This is a genomic window from Alteribacter natronophilus, from assembly GCF_006007885.1.
Taxonomy (GTDB): Bacteria; Bacillota; Bacilli; order Bacillales; family Salisediminibacteriaceae; genus Alteribacter; species Alteribacter natronophilus.
In genome coordinates this window covers 105,132-125,717 of record NZ_VCRO01000001.1, presented here as the reverse complement: position 1 = coordinate 125,717, position 20,586 = coordinate 105,132, and the positions used below count along the sequence as shown (strand labels likewise).

Genomic DNA, 20,586 nt, shown 5'->3' with positions numbered 1-20,586 from the left:
GCACAGTCGCTGCCCCTTTTTCCCCTCCCGGAAAACAGACACGCCTGCACGCATAGAATCGGTAACAGTGAATTCAACTGCGGGAGGTGCCGGCGTGCACAAACAGGTGAAAGACACGATCGCCCGATTTACTGACGCCCTGCGCGAGCGCCAGTCAAACGACGGTTCCTGGCGCTTCTGTTTTGAAACCGGCCCTACTACCGACGCCTATACAATCATTCTGTTAAGAAGCCTGGAAACGAATCAGGACGAATGGCTCATCGAAAGGCTCGCTGAACGGCTGAAGGCCATTCAGGATCCGGCAGGCTACTGGAAGCTTTACCCTGACCAGGAGGACGGTCACCTGTCGGCCACCGTTGAAGCCTACTTCGCCCTCCTGTATTCAGGACACGCCGATGCCGGCTCACCAAATATGAAGAAAGCCCGGGCCTTCATCGAAAAGCAGGGCGGCCTCCACAAAACCGGACCTTTTACCCGTGCCATGCTCGCCCTTAACGGCCAGATTCCCTGGCCCCGACTGTTCCGCCTGCCGATCGAGTCACTGCTGATCCCGCGCGGGGCCCCTGTGAGCATTTACGACATCGTCAGCTACGCACGGGTCCACATCGTCGCCGCTCTCACCGCCGCAAATAAAAACTACCACGTGAAAACCAGCAGCACCCCCGACCTCTCAGCCCTCGGACAAAGAAAGGAAGCGCCTGAACACCACGAGACGATGCGCCTGTTCAGTTCGATTGCTGCAGAAATTCAGAAACTGGCTGAAACCCCGAAACGTATGAAAACGAAGGCCTACAGGACGGCGGAACGGATGATGCTGGAGCGGATTGAACCGGACGGCCTTTATTTCAGCTACATTACGTCAACGGTCCTTATGATCTACGCCCTTCTGGCACTCGGCTACTCGAAATCCGATCCGGTCATTCAGAAAGCGCTCGCCGCGATCCGTAACCAGGTTTGCCTCACTACCCGGCACGCCCATATCGAATTTGCCACTTCCACCGTCTGGGATACCTCTCTTTTAACCCACGCGCTTCAGCGATCCGGGGTCCCTGAGGAGGATCCAATGATCTCAGGAGCCGTCAGCTACGTCCTGTCGCGGCAGCATACGCTTTACGGAGACTGGGCATTCAACAGTCCCGACACACTCCCTGGTGGATGGGGATTTTCGGATATCAATACGTTTCTGCCCGATATCGACGATACGACTGCTGCATTGCGCGCGGTAAAGAGGACCGTTTTTTCACGTCCTGAATTCCGTGAATCCTGGACACGGGGAACGGCCTGGGTGCTTGGGCTGCAGAATTCGGATGGCGGCTGGGGCGCTTTTGAGAAGGACACCGTCAAGCGGCGGATTACCCTTCTTCCTTTTCCCGCTGCGGACCGGGTGCTGATCGATCCTTCCACCGCAGACCTGACCGGCCGGGCGCTGGAGTTTCTCAGCAGTGACGCTAACCTTCTTCTGCCCCATCCTTCGGTAGAGAGGGCTGTTGATTGGCTTGTAAAAAACCAGGAGCGCGACGGCTCCTGGTACGGACGATGGGGCATCTGCTATATTTACGGGGCGTGGGCGGCATTAACCGGCCTCAGTGCAGCCGGGTTCGGACGTGAAGAGGATGCGGTTAAACGGGGGGCTGAGTGGCTCATGGGAATTCAGAACGAGGACGGCGGCTGGGGCGAGTCGTGTACGAGTGACACGGCGGGACGCTACGTCCCGCTCCGTGCGAGCACCCCCTCCCAGACGGCGTGGGCGGTGGATGCGCTCATTGCTGTTGAGCGTAGGCCGACTGCGGCGATTGACCGCGGCATCCGGTACCTGATCTCACATGCCGGTAAAGAGAACCGCTATCCGACGGGAGCCGCGCTTCCCGGGGACTTTTATATTTATTATCACAGCTATAATTACATCTGGCCGCTTCTGGCGCTGGGGAATTATTGGAGGAAGTATGGGGCGGGGTGAATGTTTCAATTTTTTAAATTGGATTTGTCATTAATTCTAACGGAATTTGGGTTTTTCTAACTGATTTAGGGATTATTCTAACTACTTTGGGGATTATTCTAACAAATTTAAGGATTATTCTAACTAAAATTCATTTTTTTCTAACTAATTTCTGATAACGACCGGCAAAAGCGCCCGGCATACACGATGCCGGGCGCCGGTTTCTGTTTTCAGCTCACAGACGGGATCCGTTTCCATTCATGAGCGACATCGCGCATGACAACCGCAGAGTCATACGTCATATCGCTCTCTTTAATACCAAGTGTGTCTGCAAAGAACGTGGCTGCAGAACTTTCAACGTGAAAAGGCTTCATGTTCCACGTATCCGTAAGGAGACAGATACCCTGACTGCAGTTATCCTCCCGTCCGGGCGAATAGCCGTCAGCCCCTTCCCTGAAGAAGTCGGAGATTTCCTGAAAAGAAGAAAATACACTCGTTTCCGGGATGGTGTCAGTGTCATGGCCCTTAAAACGCATGGTCGCGCTGTTGTCCTTCGCGGTCATCGAAAAGTCAACCTGTCCATCCTGATCTGTTACTTCAAATGACGAGTAATGGGTAAATCCCGGAAACAGCCTTCCTCCTGCCAGACTGTTCATTCGGGAGTCCGTATCTCTTCTGAATATGTAGACGCCTTCTCTTTTCGTGCCGTTTTCCTCCCATTCCACAGCGATGCGATGAGCAGCATTATTGCTCGAAATCCCGCACGGTATTTTTGACAGCACTTCCGGACGCATATCCTCCATCCGGATCTGGCAGATGCCGATAATCGCTTTTCCTTTCACCAGTTTCGGCCGAAACGGTGTTGGCAGGACGCGTGCTGCCACCTTCGCATCGAGCTGGTAATTAATCAGTACCCTTCTTTTGATAACCCCTCTTACTGTGTTCATTGCTGCCCCTCCCTTATCTCTGCGCTTTTTCCAGTATATCATTCTGTCACTTTTTCCTCTGCATCGGACCTGCACCCGTGCCTACTTTCTCCCATACGATAACGGAGTGAAGGAGGATGATTGTGATGAACAATAATAACCATATGAATCACATGAACAACATGAATGGAAACGGGATGAATGGGGAGCAGATGACCCAGCAGCAGATGCAGGAACTGTGCCAGCAGTATATGCACCATATGATGCAGCTGCAGACTCAGGAGGGTCAGATGGTGGAGGGCATTATTAATGGTATGGACCAGAACGGCGTGCACATGCTTCTCCCGGACGGCGACACAGACGACCAGCAGATGCGCTTCTATCCAGGCGGCGGCTGGGGCGGTGGCTGGGGTGGCGGTTATGGCTATCCGAGACGTTTCCGTCGCTTTCGTCCGTACTTTTTCCCGTTTTTCGGAATTCGGAGCTTTTTCTTTCCATTCTTTTTCTAGTCATCACGAAAAACACATGCGATGCGGATCGCATGTGTTTTTTAATTCAGCAATTTAATTGACCTTGCTTCTTTCCGAGGCGGCAGAGATTCCTCCGTACCGCTACCGGCCCTGATCCGTACTCTGTCTCCAGGTTCGGGGAAATCGTTACGGGTGTAAAACCAGACAAGATCGCTCTCGTACTTTTCGAGTTCGCCAGCGGAAAATGGCAGCTCAGACGGGGCTTCCCCTCCCGTGTATACGAGAATTGCGTCCCGCTCGGTTTCAATGACGGTTCCTTCATAAAGAGGGAAATATGTCTGATAGACAGTGATGCCCATAAGAATTACAGCTCCTGTAACTGTAATTAAAAGTATCGATTCTTTCATGCGGGGTACCCCCTTTTTTACCAGTATAATGTTAATCTCTTCCTGTGAAAATGATAAACTGGCAAAAGAAAGGAAGATGCTGCGATGAAAAACAAATGGTATAAAGCTGCAATTGCCGTTCTTTCCGCTGCATGTCTGTATCTGCTTTTCGATTCCATCGATGCACAGCGGACTTCGGATCAGAAATATAACACCTACATAATCGACCTGTACGGTGCACTTCAGCAGGCAGAGTATGACGTTTCTGTGCTGCTTGAGGAACCTGACGATGAGGAAGATTTAACCAGACAGGTTAACCGTCTGGCCTCAAGTCTTAAAGTACTGGACACTTATGCTGTCAGGAATCCACCCTATTTTGATGAGATTGGAAGCTGGCAGTGGGCTGAGTTCGGCAGACTGGCGGAACTGATCTCTGAAGGTACGGAAGAAATGCCTCCTTTTTTTGAAGGAAGAGGGCTTAGTGAACCGGAAAGAAAGGTGCTGGAGATTTTTCACGAGGATTATATGCTGCGGATCATGGATCTTATGACCGTCAAGGATGAGGACGGTTCTCTTATTGAACTTCCCGCCCTTACTCCGGATGAATTCAACCGGATGCAGGATGCTGTTGAGTGGAAAAAAGATGCCGGGTATCCGGGTCCGGACAGGTGGCTTCAGAGACTGCAGGACAATTAGATTCATAATTCCCCTGTCCGGTTAATACATCTGTACCATGCCGGCTGGAGAGGTCCGGCACAAAGTACTTTCCCTTTGGCTGCCGCCAATCCCACGGCAGCTCTTTTTTTGCTGTCATTTCCTTTTTCGTAAGGATTCTGTCGCAATCTTTGCTTTCTCACACGTAAATTAAAAAAATTTCTGGTCATAATACCGGAGAAGGCGTATACTAAGTATTAGTACCTGGTCACAAAAAAATCAATTACCATTGCATAAAAGATCATCGGAACTGAAGAGGAGGCAAATATGAGTTTACTGAAAGAAAAGAATCTCCGCAAACAGACACTGCCATTTACAAAAGGGAGAACGAAGGATGGGGTGCTTCAGCTGATTAATACCCTTGTGCCGTTTTTTGCACTCTGGGTGCTCGCCTACTTCAGTCTGTCTGTTTCCTACCTGCTTACACTGGCTATTGCGGTTATTAACGCCGGCTTTACGGTGAGGATCTTCATCATTTTTCACGACTGCTGTCACCAATCGTTTTTTAAAAGCCGCCGAGCCAACGAAATCGTCGGCACTATTACGGGAATTCTGACCCTGTTTCCTTACTCCCAGTGGCAGCACGACCACAACGTCCATCATGCTTCCAGCGGTAACCTGGATAAGCGCGGTGTCGGGGATCTCTGGATTCTGACAACGGATGAATACCTGGAATCCTCCCGCTGGGTCCGTTTTAAATACCGCCTGTACCGGAATCCGTTCGTCATGTTTATTCTCGGGCCGATTTATGCGTTCATCATTGAGCAGCGCTTTAACCGGAAAGACGCGCGCCGGAAGGAACGGATGAATACGCACCTGACGAATGTATCGATCGTTGCAATAACAGCTGTCATGATCATGCTCGTCGGCTGGCAGGCGTTTCTCATGATTCAGTTCCCGATTTTCCTGATCTCGGGCTCGGTTGGAATCTGGCTGTTTTACGTGCAGCACCAGTTTGAGGATTCCTATTTTGAATGGAAGGAAGAATGGGAGTACGTGCGGGCTGCCGTGGAGGGAAGTTCATTTTACAAACTTCCGAAAATCCTTCAGTGGATCACGGGCAACATCGGCTACCATCACGTGCACCACTTGAACCCGCGGGTGCCAAACTACAACCTGGAAAAAGCTCATAAAGAGAATAACGATCTGCAGAACGTCCCTACAGTAACCCTCACTACCAGCCTGAAATCACTTAAATTTCACTTGTGGGACGAGAAAAAAGGAAAGTTTATCGGTTTCAGGGAGATGAAAAAACGCATTAAAGCGGAAAAAGCCCGCGAACTGCTGGTCTATGCTTCCGAAACGGTGAAAAGCAGAAAACACAACGAAAACACAGGATAAAATCACTTCAGCCGGCTCCACTCCAGGGGTCGGCTTATCAGTTGGACATTAATTAACTTTCAGGAAAAAAGAGGGCATTACTGCGGGGGTTCCGGGAATAGACTGCATTGAGGCGCAAACTGGAACAGGGGGCTATTCATGCACTATACCCGCGAGGAAATAACGCTGATGCTCAGACACTTGACTGATGAAGAGCTCGTCAGGGTCCACGACTACATCAATCACCTGAAAAACCGCCACTACCTGGCACCGGTTGTGAAAAAAGAGAAGAAACGGCTGCAGAAACAAACCTGAGACCCGGCTCTCAGGTTTTTTGCTATGTTTAAAGGTCAGCCTGGTACATTCAAAATTCCAATTCAGCAATAACATCCAAATTATGGTTCCCACATGCTAACATAGAGGTAAAGACAGGCTTAACGGAGGCTAGTATGAAACTAACAGCAATCCTCATTTCAATCGTAATTGCCGGCGCACTTGTTTTCACGGCAGCTGACGGCATGATAAACAGTGAAAGCGGACGCCAGATCATTTACACAGGGGAAACCGACCAGTCCTCCATTAAGGTCACCTCCAGGCTTGAAGAGAAATCTGCGGGAAAAGATACGGTTGAAGCTGATTCACGGCTGTGGGACAGAGAAAATACCGAAGAGGTGATAGTGGTGATCGGTAATCACATTGATGATGAGACGCTGGTGCTTGGAGAAACAGAGCTCGATCACGTGGATGGGAGCACATTGGTGTACTTGACGGACGATCTTCAAGAGCTCATCCAGACCCGAGGTAATTCTCCACTCAACCTGACTGCAGAGATACATATCAGTGGAACTCCTGTTGAGAAACTGGAGCTCGTGCCAGTGAACTGACTTTATCTTTCGTCCTCAGAGACAGGTAAATGCCCCTCCCCCTTTTTACAGAATGGATAAAAATGACTCCTTCACTATAAAATATAGGTGAAATAAAAATCTGTAAAAAAAGAGCTGAGGCTATGTTACCGTACATACTGCTGGTCGGGGGATTTCTCCTGCTCATCAAAGGTGCCGGATGGTTTGTGGACGGCGCATCCAATATCGGAGCGCTTTTAAAAATATCCCCTCTTGTTATAGGACTTACGATCGTGGCTTTCGGAACAGGTGCACCGGAAGCAACCGTCAGTATTCTCGCAGCTCTCAAGGGGAGTGCTGATGTGGCGGTCGGCAACGTGGTTGGAAGCAACCTTATTAACATCACCATGGTGGTCGGCGTTACCGCCATCATTGCCCCCATCACCGTCAAAAACCAGACGATTCGCAAGGAAATCCCTTTTGCCCTCCTGTCTGCCGTCGCCCTTCTCATCTTCATGAGTGATTCCTACCTGGAAGGCACAGCGGTCACTTCAATTTCCAGAAGCGAAGGCGTTACCCTGCTGCTGTTTTTCACAGTGTTTATGTATTATATTATCGAAGCGGCACGGAACAACCAGGATCAGTCGTATGGCCCTCCCCCCCATGATACATCTGCCTCAGGCTGGATGAAGCAGATCATTCTGACAGCAGGCGGACTTGCCGCGATCATTTTCGGCGGGGAGCTTGTGGTGAGAAACGCCCTTGAGATCGCCTACCGTTTCGGTATGAGTGAGACGCTTGCCGGCTTAACGATCGTGGCTGTCGGTACCGCCCTTCCGGAGTTCGCCACGTGTATTACTGCAGCACTTAAAGGAAAAAGTGAAATTGCAGTTGGTAATATTATTGGGAGCAACATCTTTAATACGTTCTTTGTCATCGGTCTTGCCGCGATCATTCTGCCTCTCGACGTGGACGCCCGTATGATCGTTGACGTGATCCTCATGTGTGTGATGACCGTAGTGCTGCTCGTCTTCTCCCGTACCCGGTTTGCAGTGGGAAAATACGAAGGTGCGATCCTTACAGCCGTTTACCTGATCTACCTCGTCTATATTATTTTCAGGAATTAACCAAGCAGCTGGGACATAAGGAAAGTGTTTAGATTTGAATCCGAACAAAAAGCTGATAAGCGGATGAAATATTCGCCGACTCCTGCGGGAGGAAAAGCGCAGGTGAGACCCCGCAGTGCGGAGCACGCGGAGGCTCAGCCGCTTCCCGCGGAAAGCGGCGAATATTTCAGGAGCGATTTACCTGCACCGCATATTGGTTGTTCGGATTTTCGTCTGTAAAAATACTTCTGTCCCAGCCTTTTTTTGCGGTTTCACGCTGGATATTTATGTTAAAGTGGTCATAAAAGAAAGTACGGTGAGGGGAAATGGCTGATGATGTTCAGTGCATAAACATGGTGCCGAAGTTTCTTGATTTTTACGAGCGGGCAAAAGAAGCGGACCCTGAATCCAGATGGAAGCTGTGGCAGAAGCATTACGGTTTTGCCGCCGTGCAGCCCGGTGAGGAAGGGCAAAAAATGGCCCGGGAGCTGCTTGATGGCGCGTGGGAAAAATACGGGGAAAAAATCGATCACCTGAGGAGCTGGAAGCCTGAACTTGAGGATCTTAAACAGACGCTCACTGAAGTAAAAACGCTCCTCGGCTGCGGGGAACAGGTCTCGTTTACCGTTATTTATTTTGCAGGCGGGTTTGAAGGCAATGCATTCGCGGCGCAGCTGGATGAGAACCGCATGGCCCTCTGCCTTCCGGTTGAAAACGGCACGGACCGGGTCACGCTGGTACACGAACTGACGCACATCGTTCACTCCCACACTGCAGGACTGAGTGGGGAGTGGGAGCGGACGATTGGAACTACGGTGATCCAGGAGGGGCTTGCCACCCATGCAAGCAGAGTCCTGGTGCCGGGGCAAAATGAAGAAGACTACGTGGAACTGGAACCGGGCTGGCTGAACTCGTGCAGGGAAAACCGCTCAGCAATCCTAAACGGAATCGTGCCCTGCCTTCATGACGCATCCGGCGAAACTGTAACCCGGTTTACCTTTGGCAAAGGAACCACGGGACATGCAAGGGAGGCTTACTTTGCCGGCTGGGAGGTCGTTTTTTATCTTCTTGAGCAAGGGAAGTCCCTTGCTGAGGTGGCTGCCATTCAGGAGAAGGACCTGCCTGACTTTACAGGCCGCGTCCTCTGGGAAATGACGGGAAACGTTAAAATGCAGTGAAAATAACAGAAGCCGGTTTCCTGAGGGACCCGGCCTTTTTGTTCATTTCAGCTTCTGTTTATGTACATTTTCCTCCTGCATCATTTGGGAATTCTGGATGAAGTTGATGAGAAACTCACGGTCTTCAGGAAAGCTTAATATGAGATTATTTATTCCCTCTATATTCTTCCAGTCAATGGCGTAAATCAGCCCGTCCGGATCCTGAATTACCTTCTCTCCGCCAGTCAGACGAACCGAAAAGTAATGCACCTCAACCGACAGACCATACTCTTTCTGGTACCCTTGCTTCACATTAATTTTTTCAGTCACCTGTACATGGTACCCGGTTTCCTCCCAGAGCTCCCTGACACAGCATTCTTCAAACGTTTCACCTTTTTCAATCCCGCCTGAAGGTATGGTCCATCTCTTTTCTTCTTCCGGCTTTCCCTGAAGCACCATGAGAAGTTCACCTTTTTCGTTGATACAGATCCCTGCTGCACCTGACCATTTTTTCATTTCCTCTCCCCTCACTGCCCAAAACTTTACGTAACCAGTTTCCGAACCGCTCTCACTACGAGTTCCGGTTCATCTTTATGGATATAGTGACCGCTGTTTTCGGCAATTTCAAACGAAGATGCAGCAGAATTACCGGCCATCTCTTTCTGCATCGTGTGCCAGAGTGCCTGGGCTTCCTGCGAGTAGTGATCTTTTTTCCCGGCTGACAGTACGGTTATGGGGAGGTCCTGCTTGAGCGCTGCACCCTGAAGCTGACGAAGACTGTCACCGAATTCCTCATCGTTTATCTCCAGGGTGAATTGCCGGTGGTAGGCTTCCCGGAAGGCTTCCGGCATGAGAGGTAAGAATCGTTCCCGGTAATCGCCCGGCGTGGCATCAACGAGCAAGAGGCCGCACACATCGTCCGGATAGGCTGCTGCGTAAAGCTGGGCGTTGACACCACCGAATGAATGACCGACAAGAACAAAAGGCGGTTCCACGGAGGAATGTTCCAGCAGCTCCTTCAGTTCAGCGACCATGTCCCGGCTTGTACGGGAGCCTTCCGGAGGAGGTCCGCTCCTTCCGAGACCGGCACGGTCGTATGTAAACACCTTCGTGAGCTGTGAGAGGCTGTGCACGACCGGGTCCCACGTTCCTGAGTCGTCACCGTAGCCGGACTCGAGAACGACAGCGGGCAATTTGTTCCGGTTCCCTGCTGTTGTTGTGAAAAAATCCGTTCCATTAACGAGTATTTTTTTATTCAATAGGGGGCCTCCTTGAAGGTTAGCGAATTTTTGCGGTGTTATTCCCACACTTGATCAATCCGTGAAGCGTAAAATGCAATTGCTTTTTTGTAGAACTCAACATCGGTACTCGTGCTCGTATCTGCCAGGCACTTCAGCAGCAGCTCCATTGCCCTGCTGTGTGAGCCGAGGTTATGAAGAACCATCGCATAAAACACATCCATGGCGCGGTTTTCCGGAAACAGGGACCGCCCTTTCTCCAGCACATCACGGGCCTTTTCATATTCTCCAAGAGTGCGGTACGTACTGCCGAGCTGGACGTAGGCTTCTTCAAGCATTTTACCGGAAAGCCCGTTTGCCATGGCCTGCTCATATTCAGGCGCAGCCTCCCGCTCCAGTCCCTGCGCATCGAGGCAGGAAGCCAGGTGATAGGAAAGTTCGGGATCAGACGGATTCCGAGTGGACTGCGACTTAAACCATTGCGCTGCTTTTTCGTATTTTCCTTCTTCCATAAGTTCGAGTGCTTCGTTTAATTCCATATCTGCTTCACCCTTTTAGTACTAATTTATAAAAGCCAACTCTGCCTGCGTCTGCTGAATTCCCCCACACAAGAATACAGCAAATTCCAAAAAACGAAAATAAAAACAACTCCCTTATTACAGGAAGCTGTTTAGAAAACTCTCTATTACACTTCAACTGTCTCAGCGTTTTTGACTGCCTGGGCAAGTAGATCGACAATATGAACAGCCTGCACTTCACTACTGAGGTTTTCCCGCTCCACACCGGCTTTCATCTGTAAAAGACAGCCTGGATTTGAGGTGACGATACAGGAAGCCTTAGTATCCTTTACATCACTCATCTTCTTGTCGAGGATTTTCATCGCCATTTTTGGCTGAACAAGGTTGTAGATTCCTGCAGAGCCGCAACATTGATCTTTCTCCCGCATGGCAACATACTGCACACCTTCAATCCTGCCAAGCAGAGCTTCCACGTTCCCTCTTTCCTTCATGACATTTGAAAGGTGGCAGGAAGGCTGATACGTGACGAGCTGAGCATCCAGCTTCATTGGCGGAAGTGCAAGTGATGCCAGCAGGGTACTGATATCCATTGACTTCTCCGAAAACTGTTTCGCTCGATCCGCCCACTCCGGCTCGTCCCTAAGCAGAAATGGATACTCTTTCAGGCCGGCTCCGCAACCTCCCGCATTGGAAACAATCGCATCCACTTCAGCCTGTTCAAATGCCTCAATATTTTTCTTCGCCAGCATTTTCGCCTTATCCGTTTCACCGCCGTGGGCATGAAGGGCACCACAGCATTCCTGTGTCTTTGGTGTTACAATGTCGCAGCCTGCCTGCTTTAATAAAAACCTGGTGGACTCATTTGTCTCTGCAAACATAGTGCTCATTAAACAGCCCCTGAAAAAGGCGACCTTCTTAACTGCAGGCTTTGCTGCAGACTCTACTTCAGGTACTTCATTTAACTCTGATGGGGGGACTGCAGGCGGTACGACCCGCTCCATCGTAGCCGTTTCGCCTGGAAAGAGCTTAAATATACCTGATTTTCTCATTACATTCTGCATAGGGGTTCTTTCATACATATACCGAAGCCGGTGCAGTTTCTGCATCCGGTCATGCGACATAAATAACCAGTCAAAAGTCGCTTTTCTCAGAACTTTTACCGGCAGGGAATAGGATTTGTGTTCATTGATGACTGTTCGTGCCTGTTCAAGGAGGTGACCGTAATTAACTCCGGAGGGACAGGCGGGTTCACATGCGCGGCAGCCTAGACATTCATTCAGCTGGGCTTCTACCTCTGCATCAGGTTTCTTACGTCCCTCCACTACCGATCTCATCAGTGCGATCCTGCCTCTGGGTGAGCTGGCTTCGTTTCCACCGGTCTGTATATAAGTCGGACAGGAAGGAAGACAGAAACCGCATCTTGTACAGTTCATCAGCTCCTCATAATCCACGCGCTCCTTAAACGCTTCCTGTACGTTGGACTTGCTCACTTGACCCACCCCCTACCGTAATTCTTTTCCTTGCTTCCTTTGCAAACATTTTTCCCGGATTCATAATATTCTGAGGATCCAGTGCTGTTTTAATTGCCTTCATTGCTTCTACTCCGGCATCTCCAAGCTTCCAGGCAAGGTAGGGTGACTTCATTTCTCCTACACCGTGTTCACCTGTAATCGTCCCGCCGAGTTCAATAGCCCGGGCAAATATTTCAGCAAACGCTTCTTCAACACGATGCATTTCTTCCTCATCCCTCACATCAGTCATACATGTTGGATGGAGATTACCGTCTCCCGCGTGACCGAATGTACAGATTTCCACGTTATACTTTTTCGCTGTAGACTCAATAAACCGAACCATTTCAGCCAGCCTGGAACGGGGGACTGTCGCATCTTCCAGCATTGTTGTAGGTCTCCGGCGTGCGAGGGCAGTTAATGCTGATCGCCTGGCTTCTGTCAGGGCGAGCGCCTCTGATTCGTTTCGGGCTTTTTCAACAGAAATTGCCCCTTCTTTTTCACATATTTTCTTCATTTGTTCCATGTGCTCATATACAACGTGGGATTCCCCGTCCTGCTCCATGAGCAATACAGCACCGGCGGATGTAGGAAGCCCGATCTGGCTGAATGCTTCAACGGCTTCAAGGGTCGGCTGGTCCAGAAATTCCAGTGTTGCAGGAATAATTTTGGACGCAATAATGGAGGACACTGCTTTTGCTGATGATTCCATATCCGGAAATAGAGCAAGCATGGTTTCCTTTTTCTCGGGTTTCGGCACAAGCTTCAGTGTAGCCTCCGTAATTATGCCAAGGGTTCCCTCTGCTCCGATCATTAGTTTTGTAAGATCGTATCCTGCTACATCCTTCGCGAGCTTCCCACCGGTCCTGATTACTTCACCGTTAGCGAGGACGAATTCAAGTCCCATGATGTAATCTTTAGTGACGCCATACTTAAGGCCACGAAGCCCTCCCGAGTTTTCATTAATGTTCCCGCCTATAGTTGATATTTTCATGGAACTTGGGTCCGGAGGATAAAAAAGACCTTCAGACTCTGCCCTGTTTACAATTTCCAGCGTTGTTACGCCAGGCTGTACGGTCATTGTCAAATTATCCATGTCCACTTCCAGAATCCGGTTCATTTCTGTAAACAGCATAACTACCCCGCCATGGGTAGGTGTCGTTCCTGCACACAGGTTCGTCCCTGATCCTCTTGGCACAATAGGCACTTTATGCTCTGCACAAAGACGAACAATCTGTTGTACTTCACTCGTTGATGCAGGGCGGATAACGGCATCCGGTTCAGCCTGAAACCCCGGAGTTCCATCATATGAATAAACGATTCTCTGTTCCTCTGTATCTGAAAATCGACTTTTACCTACGATCGCAATGAGTTTCTTTTTTACCTTTGCTTCAAGCAAGTCGGTCCCTCCCTCACTATCCGTTGTATGTTGGTAATCTGTCAGCTGCTTTTCTGCTATTCCTGTGCTGATTAATGCCAACCTCAATTATTCCGGCAATATTTTCCGAAGTGAATTCTGTATACTCCGCTGCATTTGCCATTGCATTTTCAAGAGGCACAGCACCCGGGACGATACTGAAAAGCCTGTCGATCCCCTGAATTGTCCCACTTTCTGTGGAAACGGATCCAGCAATACCAATGACAGGTATACCGTGCTTTTTTGCTGCTTTCGCTACACCGGCGGGAGTTTTTCCATGGGCTGTCTGTTGGTCGATCCTGCCTTCTCCTGTAATAACGAGAGACGCGTCGCTGATCACAGATTCAAATTTAACAGCATCCAGCACGATATCCACACCACTTTTCAACTCTGCTGAAAGCACCGACAGCAATCCAAATCCAAGCCCTCCTGCTGCTCCGGCACCAGGCGTGTTACGTTCTTCTCTTCCTGCATTCACTTCAAGAACATCCGCAAAAATCTCAAGGTTTTGATCCAGAAGCTCGATCATGCCGGAATCTGCCCCTTTTTGAGGGCCAAACACCGCAGAAGCACCATTACTGCCTGTAAGCGGTATATCCACATCGCAGGCTACCTCCAGGGTGACCTGTGTCAGACGTTCATCAATTTGAGTTAGATCTGCTGAAACAAGATCAGCCAGACCTGTGCCGCCCGGTCTGATCTGCCTTCCTTCCCGATCCAGCAGACGTCCGCCAATGGCCTGGATCATTCCGGCCCCGCCATCATTTGTGGCACTGCCGCCGATGCCTATAATAATCTTTTCTGCTCCATGTTCCACTGCGTCTAAAAGCAGTTCCCCAGTTCCAAATGTTGTTGTCAGCAGAGGATTCCGCTCATGTTGTGGGACGTGGTGCAGACCGGAGGCAGAAGCCATTTCCACTACAGCGGTTTTTCCATCTCCAAGTATGCCGTAATGCGCATCCACAGGTACCCCCAGAGGGCCGGTTACCTTTCTTTCCACTATACTGCCGCCAGTAGCATAAACGAGGGCATGCACCGTACCTTCCCCTCCATCTGCCATGGGAATCTTTATATAATCCGCATCCGGAAAAACCTTCCGGAACCCTTTTTCAATAGCATTTGAAGCCTCGTAAGCCGATAAACTCTCTTTAAAGGAATCAGGCGCGATAACGATTTTCATGCTACACTTCTCTCCCTTTATTTTGACTCTCACCGCAAAAAGGTGACTTACTGCGTCACCTTTTCCAGAGTAGGCTAAGACCGTTTATTTCCCCTGCCACACAGGTCTGCGTTTTTCCATGTAGGCTGTAACACCTTCCTTAAAATCTTCACTTCCATACACACCTGCAATGACCTCGTCAAAATGATCGGACTGCTCTTCCCCTTTGTAAATTCTCGTCATTGCTTTCTTAGTAGTGTCTACTGTCATTGGTGCATTACGACTGATCTTTTCTGCTGTTTCCAGCACCTGATCGAAAAATGTTTCATTTTCAAATACACCAGTAAGAAAACCAAGTGCAGCTGCTTCTTCCGTCCCAATGACTTTCGCAGTGTACAAAAGCTCCTTCGTCCTCATTGCACCAAGTTCTTCAGCAAGTCTCTTATAATTATCCATACTCAGGCAGTTTCCAAGGGTACGTGCCATTGGGGCCCCGAACTTAGCATCACACGTTGCATAACGAAGATCGCACGCTGTAGCAATTATCATACCGCCACCTACTGCATAACCGTGAACAGCCGCAATTGTCGGCTTTGGAAATTCCGCCAGCTGATTCATAACTCTGTTGATTCTCTCTTCATAGGCAACTCCATCCTGCCCGGAAAAGTCCTTAAACTGACTAATATCCGTCCCGGCAGCAAGCGCCTTATCACCTGCACCTCTAATAACGACTACTCTGATAGATTTATCAGCTGCAAGGGCGGTCAAATGGTCTTCAAGCTGTTCATACATCGTCCAGGTCATGGCGTTCAGTGCGTCCGGCCTGGTAAGTGTGAGCATAGCAACGGCACCATGGTGTTCCAGTTCCACACTTCCTTTTTTCTTCACTTCACTTTCTACTGACATTCCAATCTCTCCCCTCCAGGATCTGCAGCTCTTACTTTATTTAACTTTTTCGACTGACAGTTCATTTTCACTTACGATACCTGCTTTTTGGAATCGCTTACCATTGTTCTGATAGAATTTTGCACCATCGAGAATACGTTCCTGAAGTTCTTCTTTTACTTTCTTAAGAGGTTTAGCCGGTACACCTGCTGCCAGCATCCCCTCGTCAACAGTTTTGTTTTCTCCCACGACCGCTCCTGCCGCAATTACAGCACCTTTTTTAATATGGGCACCATTTAAAATAATCGCTCCCATACCAATCAGTGCACCATCTTCAATCGTACAGCCATGTACGACACAATTATGGCCGATTGTGACATTTTGCCCGATTGTAACGGGAAATCCTTCATCTACGTGGATCATGGAATTTTCCTGAATGTTGGAGCCCTTCCCAATCTTAATTTCATCATTTTCGCCCCTGATTGTAGTGTTGAACCAGACCGACACATCCTCTTCTAGAGTTACATTCCCGATAACGTGTGTATTAGGGGCCAGATAGACGGAATCATGGAGCTCCGGTTTTTTTCCTTCAAATTCATAGATCATATTTTCATCTCCCTTAAAATTTTTACAGGCTAGGCAGCCTGGTCTCTATGGTTCTTTTTTTTGTCAATCATATTTTTAATGATTGGGAACAGAAGACTTATGACAGCCAGTATGATCAGCGTCAGACTGATCGGTCTGGTAAAGAAAATCATAAAGTCGTTGTTCCCCATAAGCAGGGCTCGCCGGAAATTCTCCTCGGCCAGGGGTCCCAGGACGACACCTAAAATAACTGGTGCAAGCGGGAACTTCGCTTTCAGGAAAAAGTATCCCAGAAGACCGAAACCAAGCATTACCCATACATCAAATATGCTGTTACGCACTGCATAGGTACCGATGACACAGAATACCAGAATTAAAGGGCCAATCACCATGTATGGTATTTTAACAATCTGTGAAAACAGCTTAATAAACGGGATAGAAAGAAAAATGATAAACACATTCACAAGAAGAAGACCGATAAATATGGTATATACAAGATCCCCCTGTGCAGAGAACATCATTGGTCCCGGCTGAATTCCGTGAAGGATAAAAGCACCAAGAATAACTGCTGTGGTGGCGCTGCCTGGAATACCGAGTGAAAGAAGCGGAACCATGGCCCCCATTGAAGCAGCGTTGTTAGCCGATTCGGGAGCGGCGATCCCCTCAGGAATTCCAGTCCCGAATTTATCTTTTCTTTTTGACCACCTGGCAGCTTCACTGTAACTGAGCATGGAAGCTGTAGTAGCGCCTACTCCCGGCAGAATACCAACAAAGATACCGAGAAGAGATGATCTTCCAATCACACCGGAAATCTTTTTGAACAGTTTAAGATCCGGCAGTTTGGTAATAACTTTACCTACCTTTTTATTCAGTTCCACTTCCTGGAACTTTCTCAAAACTTCAGCTATGGCAAACAGTCCGATTAGAACAGGTATAAAATCAATTCCCATAAGGAGATAATTACTGTCAAATGTATACCGGTTCGTTCCGGTGATCACGTCACGTCCGATGGTGGCAATAAAGAGACCAAACAGGACCCCGATCAGACCTTTAATCAGTGCACCGCCGCTCAGGGACGCTACAACGGTAAGCCCGAGAAAAGCAAGAGCAAAAAATTCAGGAGCGGAAAACTGAAGCGCGAACCCCGCCAGTGTAGGTGTCAGGAAAATCAGAATAATGGTTCCAATAATCCCCCCGGCAGCCGAGCTCAGGATCGCAATTCCAAGTGCTTTTCCAGCCTGTCCGTTTTTCGCCATGGGGTAACCGTCAAAAACAGTTGCCACAGACTCAGGTGCACCAGGTGTTTTAAATAGAATCGCACTTATAGATCCCGAGAATACAGCCGTTGCATAGATAGCTGTTAACAGTAGAAATGCCGGGGTCGGATCCAATCCATACGTGATTGGCAGTAAAATAATAACGAGCATTGTTCCGCTGATCCCTGGTGTGGCTCCACCCAGGAAACCGATAAATAAGCCAAACAGCAGAAAAACGATATGTATAGGCTGGATAATATTGGTGATTCCGGTTAGTATTCCTTCAATCATGGTCTACTCCCTCCTTCTCTCATAAATACACCATCTAGGAAAAAAACATGGATATTTCTCTAAAAATCCCAACTCCCCGCGGAAGAGGCACATTCAGTGTTGATTGAAAAATAAAAACCAGAACCAGCGAACTGGCAATCGGCATCAGAATTAGAAAACGAATTTTTTCCATTCCAAGAAGCCAGGCTGCATAACAGATAATAAAAGCAGTAGCCACAACAAAACCTACAATATTAAGTGTAAAGATATAAAATACAAGCCCTGCAACAAGGAGCCAGAAATTCTTTTTATTAGACTGATCCGCTGTTTCTTCAAGTATTTCATCGACTACATCTTCATCTTTTCTTTCAAGGTGTTCTGTTCTTTTATTTTCGCGAATGGTCTGAATGAAGAGCAGAATCCCCAGAAGTGCCATAAGAACAAGAATTGTCATTGGCCAGAAGGTTGGACCGATCACCTGGTTATCAGGCCTTCCCTGTATTCCAAAAGTGATGACCAGGAAGAATACCGCAAATGCTACTGTTCCCAGAGCTATCATGATATTGTATTTCACTGTAATTCCCCCTTATGGGAAAGGCGGAAGATTACTTCCGCCCTTACCGTTATTGTCCAAGAACCTCAAGAAGCTCTTCGTAATTTGCTACTACATTTTCAAGCTCAGCAGCCCAATCATCCGAAGGTAACCATCCATCTCTCAGATGCAGATAGGAATCTTCCTCATATTCCTTATACCTCGGCTGTTCCTTTGCTTCTTCAAGGGCCTCGACAAGGATGTCCACAATATAATCAGGTGTATCCGAATGAACAACCAGACCACGATTCTGCCCTTCTGTTACTTCCCAGCCATACTGCATGCTGTAAGGCACATCCTCATAACCAGGAACACTTTCATCGTTGAATGCCAGCAGAATATCAATTTCTCCAGCCTCGACCTGTCCAATTGTAGGACTGAATTGCTCAACCTGTGCATCGATATGTCCTCCAAGGAGGGCAGCATGCATTTCTCCTGCACTTTCGTAAGGAACGAAGTTGAAATCCACATCTGCTTCAAGTTCCATCTGAGTAAGGATCAGTTCATCAAAACCTAAAGATCCCGTACCTCCCACAGTAATTGTTTCATTCCTGGCTGTATCGAGGAAATCTTCAATATCCTCAAACTCTCCCCCTTTGGTCTGAATGGTTACAATATCATCCTGCACGCGTCCAATCGGGGTATACGTATCCAGTCCGTGCGGAGTATTTCCCTGGGCTACGTTAATGGGATAATTGGAAGAAATCGCCCAGAATGTATAACCATCCGGATCCTGTTCCTGCACATAATCTCCAGCAATCGCCCCGGATGCGCCTTCATTATTTACCACGTTAATGTTCGTATCCAGAATATCGGAGAGCTCCGCTGCAATCGCACGTGCAAACGTATCACTTCCACCGCCCGCTCCCCAGCCTACTACCATTTCAATGTCACGAACCGGATATTCCTCGTTCTCGGCATCTCCAGCTGACCCGTTGCCAGCTTCTGTGGAGCCGGAAGCCCCACCGTCTGAACATCCCTGCAAAGCCAGTGCAAAAGGTACAGCCAATCCAGCAATCAAATAGTTAATTTTTTTCAAATTCTTCCCCTCCTAAATGAATAGTAATTGTAAATTATCTTGAGGTGGTGACAGCGCTGTCATTTTTGATCACAACCCCGGATTCGTGCAGTTGATTTATTTTCTCGTTATCAAATCCAATTGATTTAAGTACATCTTCCGTGTCTTCTCCGAAAAGAGGGGCTGGTTTCTGTATTGCTCCTGGTGTCGCTGACAGTTTCGACGGGAATCCTATTGTTTTCATTTTTCCAATGGTAGGATGGGTAACTTCCTGGACCATTCCTCGTTCGAGCACATGAGGATCTTCCATTGCTTCAGCAAAGTTATTGATCGGTCCGGCAGGTACTCCTGCTTTCTCGCATTTATTAATCCAAAATTCGGAATTTTCAGCCGAGAAAATCTCCTCAATTAGTGCTTCGAGATCTTCTACATTTTCATGTCTCAGTGAGTTGGTAAGAAAACGCGGATCTTCAAGCCATTCAGGCTTTTCAACCACATCATTGACAAAACGCTCCCACGTACGCTGATTAGCACAGCCGAGCATCATATAGGAGTCTTTTGCCTTCAGCGCCTGGTATGGAGCGGAGACGCGGTGACGCCAACCCGTTGCCTCCGGAATTGTCCCATTGGCAAAGTAAGCCGCTGCTTCCCAAACAAACCACGGCAACCCGGATTCCACAAGGGATACATCCACAAATTGTCCCTCACCTGTCTGCTGTTTATGGATGTACGCTGCAAGAATAGAGTAAATTGCTGTAAGACCGGCTCCAATATCATAAACTGCAATTCCGGACTTCATCGGTTTTCCTCCCGGTTCACCGGTCATACTCATCATGCCCGTCATCCCCTGGGCCACCAGATCGAAACCACCTTTATTGGAATAAGGTCCTGTCTGTCCATATCCGGAAATAGAACAGTAAATGATTCCGCTGTTTATTGACTTAATCGTTTCATAGTCAATCTCCAGCTTTTCAGAAACACCTGGTCTGAAGTTCTCAACTATGACGTCGGCTTCCTTTGCCAGTTCGTAAAAGATCTTCTTTCCTTCTTCTTCTTTAAGGTTCAGGCCGAGACTTTTCTTATTCCTGTTAATCTGAAAGAAGCTTGTAGACTCCCCATTCACATAAGGGCCCATCTGCCGGGAATCGTCCCCCCCGTTTGCTTTTTCAATTTTAACAACTTCTGCTCCCAGGTCCGCCAGCACCATTGTGCAGTACGGGCCCGCCATGATCTGTGATGCATCAAGTACCTTCATTCCTTTTAAAGCTCCCATTATAATCCTC

At 48.6% G+C, this 20,586-nt stretch carries 22 protein-coding genes; 8 read left to right on the top strand and 14 right to left on the bottom strand.

Annotated elements, in window-relative coordinates; all coding sequences use genetic code 11:
• Nucleotides 1-94: 94 nt before the first annotated feature.
• Nucleotides 95-1,957, top strand: coding sequence for a terpene cyclase/mutase family protein (locus FGB90_RS00675; RefSeq protein ID WP_138808653.1), 1,863 nt, complete (start codon nucleotides 95-97; stop codon nucleotides 1,955-1,957).
• A gap of 209 nt (nucleotides 1,958-2,166) precedes the next feature.
• Here FGB90_RS00675 and FGB90_RS00670 read toward each other — a convergent pair whose 3' ends face one another.
• Nucleotides 2,167-2,883, bottom strand: coding sequence for a DUF2071 domain-containing protein (locus tag FGB90_RS00670; protein ID WP_171051647.1), 717 nt, complete (start codon nucleotides 2,881-2,883; stop codon nucleotides 2,167-2,169).
• Nucleotides 2,884-3,008: 125 nt separating this feature from the next.
• On the opposite strand from FGB90_RS00670, the gene FGB90_RS00665 reads away from it, so the two are divergent.
• Nucleotides 3,009-3,371 (top strand): hypothetical protein, encoded by a 363-nt coding sequence (locus FGB90_RS00665; RefSeq protein ID WP_138808651.1) that lies wholly within the window; start codon nucleotides 3,009-3,011, stop codon nucleotides 3,369-3,371.
• A gap of 41 nt (nucleotides 3,372-3,412) precedes the next feature.
• Here the strand turns inward: FGB90_RS00665 and FGB90_RS00660 are convergent, their stop codons facing one another.
• The gene (locus tag FGB90_RS00660) at nucleotides 3,413-3,739 is read right to left on the bottom strand and encodes a DUF3221 domain-containing protein (RefSeq protein ID WP_138808649.1); all 327 of its coding nucleotides are present in this window, start codon (nucleotides 3,737-3,739) and stop codon (nucleotides 3,413-3,415) included.
• An 84-nt stretch (nucleotides 3,740-3,823) separates the two neighbouring features.
• Between FGB90_RS00660 and FGB90_RS00655 the strand changes: the two genes are divergently transcribed.
• The 6 genes from FGB90_RS00655 (at nucleotide 3,824) to FGB90_RS00635 (ending at nucleotide 8,878) form a co-directional block, all read left to right on the top strand.
• On the top strand, nucleotides 3,824-4,414 hold the full coding sequence (locus tag FGB90_RS00655; protein WP_138808647.1) for a hypothetical protein: 591 nt from the start codon (nucleotides 3,824-3,826) through the stop codon (nucleotides 4,412-4,414).
• A 285-nt stretch (nucleotides 4,415-4,699) separates the two neighbouring features.
• Nucleotides 4,700-5,773, top strand: coding sequence for a Delta(5) desaturase DesA (gene desA / locus FGB90_RS00650; protein ID WP_138808645.1), 1,074 nt, complete (start codon nucleotides 4,700-4,702; stop codon nucleotides 5,771-5,773).
• A 138-nt stretch (nucleotides 5,774-5,911) separates the two neighbouring features.
• Nucleotides 5,912-6,067: a hypothetical protein gene (locus tag FGB90_RS19520; RefSeq protein ID WP_171051646.1), complete on the top strand. Its 156-nt coding sequence runs from the start codon at nucleotides 5,912-5,914 to the stop codon at nucleotides 6,065-6,067.
• A gap of 134 nt (nucleotides 6,068-6,201) precedes the next feature.
• Complete coding sequence (locus FGB90_RS00645; RefSeq protein WP_138808643.1) at nucleotides 6,202-6,636, top strand: hypothetical protein; 435 nt, start codon at nucleotides 6,202-6,204, stop codon at nucleotides 6,634-6,636.
• A 122-nt stretch (nucleotides 6,637-6,758) separates the two neighbouring features.
• Nucleotides 6,759-7,721, top strand: coding sequence for a calcium/sodium antiporter (locus FGB90_RS00640; protein ID WP_138808642.1), 963 nt, complete (start codon nucleotides 6,759-6,761; stop codon nucleotides 7,719-7,721).
• A gap of 305 nt (nucleotides 7,722-8,026) precedes the next feature.
• Nucleotides 8,027-8,878, top strand: coding sequence for a DUF2268 domain-containing putative Zn-dependent protease (locus tag FGB90_RS00635; protein WP_138808641.1), 852 nt, complete (start codon nucleotides 8,027-8,029; stop codon nucleotides 8,876-8,878).
• A gap of 42 nt (nucleotides 8,879-8,920) precedes the next feature.
• Here FGB90_RS00635 and FGB90_RS00630 read toward each other — a convergent pair whose 3' ends face one another.
• The 12 genes from FGB90_RS00630 to FGB90_RS00575 form a co-directional block, all read right to left on the bottom strand.
• A complete protein-coding gene (locus FGB90_RS00630; RefSeq protein ID WP_138808638.1) occupies nucleotides 8,921-9,373 on the bottom strand; it encodes an NUDIX hydrolase in 453 nt (150 codons plus the stop codon).
• 26 nt (nucleotides 9,374-9,399) lie between these two features.
• On the bottom strand, nucleotides 9,400-10,116 hold the full coding sequence (locus FGB90_RS00625) for an alpha/beta fold hydrolase (RefSeq protein WP_171051645.1): 717 nt from the start codon (nucleotides 10,114-10,116) through the stop codon (nucleotides 9,400-9,402).
• A gap of 38 nt (nucleotides 10,117-10,154) precedes the next feature.
• Nucleotides 10,155-10,634 carry a tetratricopeptide repeat protein gene (locus FGB90_RS00620; RefSeq protein WP_138808634.1) on the bottom strand — a complete coding sequence of 160 codons (480 nt, stop codon included), beginning with the start codon at nucleotides 10,632-10,634 and terminating at the stop codon, nucleotides 10,155-10,157.
• A 146-nt stretch (nucleotides 10,635-10,780) separates the two neighbouring features.
• The gene (locus tag FGB90_RS00615) at nucleotides 10,781-12,046 is read right to left on the bottom strand and encodes a (Fe-S)-binding protein (RefSeq protein ID WP_438502677.1); all 1,266 of its coding nucleotides are present in this window, start codon (nucleotides 12,044-12,046) and stop codon (nucleotides 10,781-10,783) included.
• Between the two features lie 25 nt (nucleotides 12,047-12,071).
• Nucleotides 12,072-13,520 (bottom strand): FAD-binding oxidoreductase, encoded by a 1,449-nt coding sequence (locus FGB90_RS00610; protein ID WP_138808630.1) that lies wholly within the window; start codon nucleotides 13,518-13,520, stop codon nucleotides 12,072-12,074.
• A gap of 16 nt (nucleotides 13,521-13,536) precedes the next feature.
• Nucleotides 13,537-14,718 carry a glycerate kinase gene (locus FGB90_RS00605; RefSeq protein WP_138808628.1) on the bottom strand — a complete coding sequence of 394 codons (1,182 nt, stop codon included), beginning with the start codon at nucleotides 14,716-14,718 and terminating at the stop codon, nucleotides 13,537-13,539.
• An 84-nt stretch (nucleotides 14,719-14,802) separates the two neighbouring features.
• Nucleotides 14,803-15,603 carry an enoyl-CoA hydratase gene (locus tag FGB90_RS00600; RefSeq protein ID WP_138808627.1) on the bottom strand — a complete coding sequence of 267 codons (801 nt, stop codon included), beginning with the start codon at nucleotides 15,601-15,603 and terminating at the stop codon, nucleotides 14,803-14,805.
• 36 nt (nucleotides 15,604-15,639) lie between these two features.
• Nucleotides 15,640-16,188: a gamma carbonic anhydrase family protein gene (locus FGB90_RS00595; RefSeq protein ID WP_138808625.1), complete on the bottom strand. Its 549-nt coding sequence runs from the start codon at nucleotides 16,186-16,188 to the stop codon at nucleotides 15,640-15,642.
• 29 nt (nucleotides 16,189-16,217) lie between these two features.
• A complete protein-coding gene (locus tag FGB90_RS00590) occupies nucleotides 16,218-17,714 on the bottom strand; it encodes a tripartite tricarboxylate transporter permease (RefSeq protein ID WP_138808623.1) in 1,497 nt (498 codons plus the stop codon).
• Nucleotides 17,715-17,748: 34 nt separating this feature from the next.
• Nucleotides 17,749-18,267, bottom strand: a complete 519-nt coding sequence (locus tag FGB90_RS00585) for a tripartite tricarboxylate transporter TctB family protein (protein WP_138808621.1) — start codon at nucleotides 18,265-18,267, stop codon at nucleotides 17,749-17,751.
• A gap of 49 nt (nucleotides 18,268-18,316) precedes the next feature.
• Nucleotides 18,317-19,324, bottom strand: a complete 1,008-nt coding sequence (locus tag FGB90_RS00580; RefSeq protein WP_138808619.1) for a tripartite tricarboxylate transporter substrate binding protein — start codon at nucleotides 19,322-19,324, stop codon at nucleotides 18,317-18,319.
• 34 nt (nucleotides 19,325-19,358) lie between these two features.
• Complete coding sequence (locus FGB90_RS00575; RefSeq protein ID WP_138808617.1) at nucleotides 19,359-20,576, bottom strand: CaiB/BaiF CoA transferase family protein; 1,218 nt, start codon at nucleotides 20,574-20,576, stop codon at nucleotides 19,359-19,361.
• Nucleotides 20,577-20,586 lie beyond the last annotated feature (10 nt).

Bases quoted from the DNA above. Each gene is read 5' to 3' on its own strand.
- FGB90_RS00670 (WP_171051647.1), bottom strand. From the start codon at position 2,883: ATGAACACAGTAAGAGGGGTTATCAAAAGAAGGGTACTGATTAATTAC.
- FGB90_RS00665 (WP_138808651.1), top strand. From the start codon at position 3,009: ATGAACAATAATAACCATATGAATCACATGAACAACATGAATGGAAAC.
- FGB90_RS00660 (WP_138808649.1), bottom strand. From the start codon at position 3,739: ATGAAAGAATCGATACTTTTAATTACAGTTACAGGAGCTGTAATTCTT.
- FGB90_RS00655 (WP_138808647.1), top strand. From the start codon at position 3,824: ATGAAAAACAAATGGTATAAAGCTGCAATTGCCGTTCTTTCCGCTGCA.
- desA (WP_138808645.1), top strand. From the start codon at position 4,700: ATGAGTTTACTGAAAGAAAAGAATCTCCGCAAACAGACACTGCCATTT.
- FGB90_RS19520 (WP_171051646.1), top strand. From the start codon at position 5,912: ATGCACTATACCCGCGAGGAAATAACGCTGATGCTCAGACACTTGACT.
- FGB90_RS00645 (WP_138808643.1), top strand. From the start codon at position 6,202: ATGAAACTAACAGCAATCCTCATTTCAATCGTAATTGCCGGCGCACTT.
- FGB90_RS00640 (WP_138808642.1), top strand. From the start codon at position 6,759: ATGTTACCGTACATACTGCTGGTCGGGGGATTTCTCCTGCTCATCAAA.
- FGB90_RS00635 (WP_138808641.1), top strand. From the start codon at position 8,027: ATGGCTGATGATGTTCAGTGCATAAACATGGTGCCGAAGTTTCTTGAT.
- FGB90_RS00630 (WP_138808638.1), bottom strand. From the start codon at position 9,373: ATGAAAAAATGGTCAGGTGCAGCAGGGATCTGTATCAACGAAAAAGGT.
- FGB90_RS00620 (WP_138808634.1), bottom strand. From the start codon at position 10,634: ATGGAATTAAACGAAGCACTCGAACTTATGGAAGAAGGAAAATACGAA.
- FGB90_RS00615 (WP_438502677.1), bottom strand. From the start codon at position 12,046: ATGAACTGTACAAGATGCGGTTTCTGTCTTCCTTCCTGTCCGACTTAT.
- FGB90_RS00605 (WP_138808628.1), bottom strand. From the start codon at position 14,718: ATGAAAATCGTTATCGCGCCTGATTCCTTTAAAGAGAGTTTATCGGCT.
- FGB90_RS00600 (WP_138808627.1), bottom strand. From the start codon at position 15,603: ATGTCAGTAGAAAGTGAAGTGAAGAAAAAAGGAAGTGTGGAACTGGAA.
- FGB90_RS00595 (WP_138808625.1), bottom strand. From the start codon at position 16,188: ATGATCTATGAATTTGAAGGAAAAAAACCGGAGCTCCATGATTCCGTC.
- FGB90_RS00590 (WP_138808623.1), bottom strand. From the start codon at position 17,714: ATGATTGAAGGAATACTAACCGGAATCACCAATATTATCCAGCCTATA.
- FGB90_RS00575 (WP_138808617.1), bottom strand. From the start codon at position 20,576: ATGGGAGCTTTAAAAGGAATGAAGGTACTTGATGCATCACAGATCATG.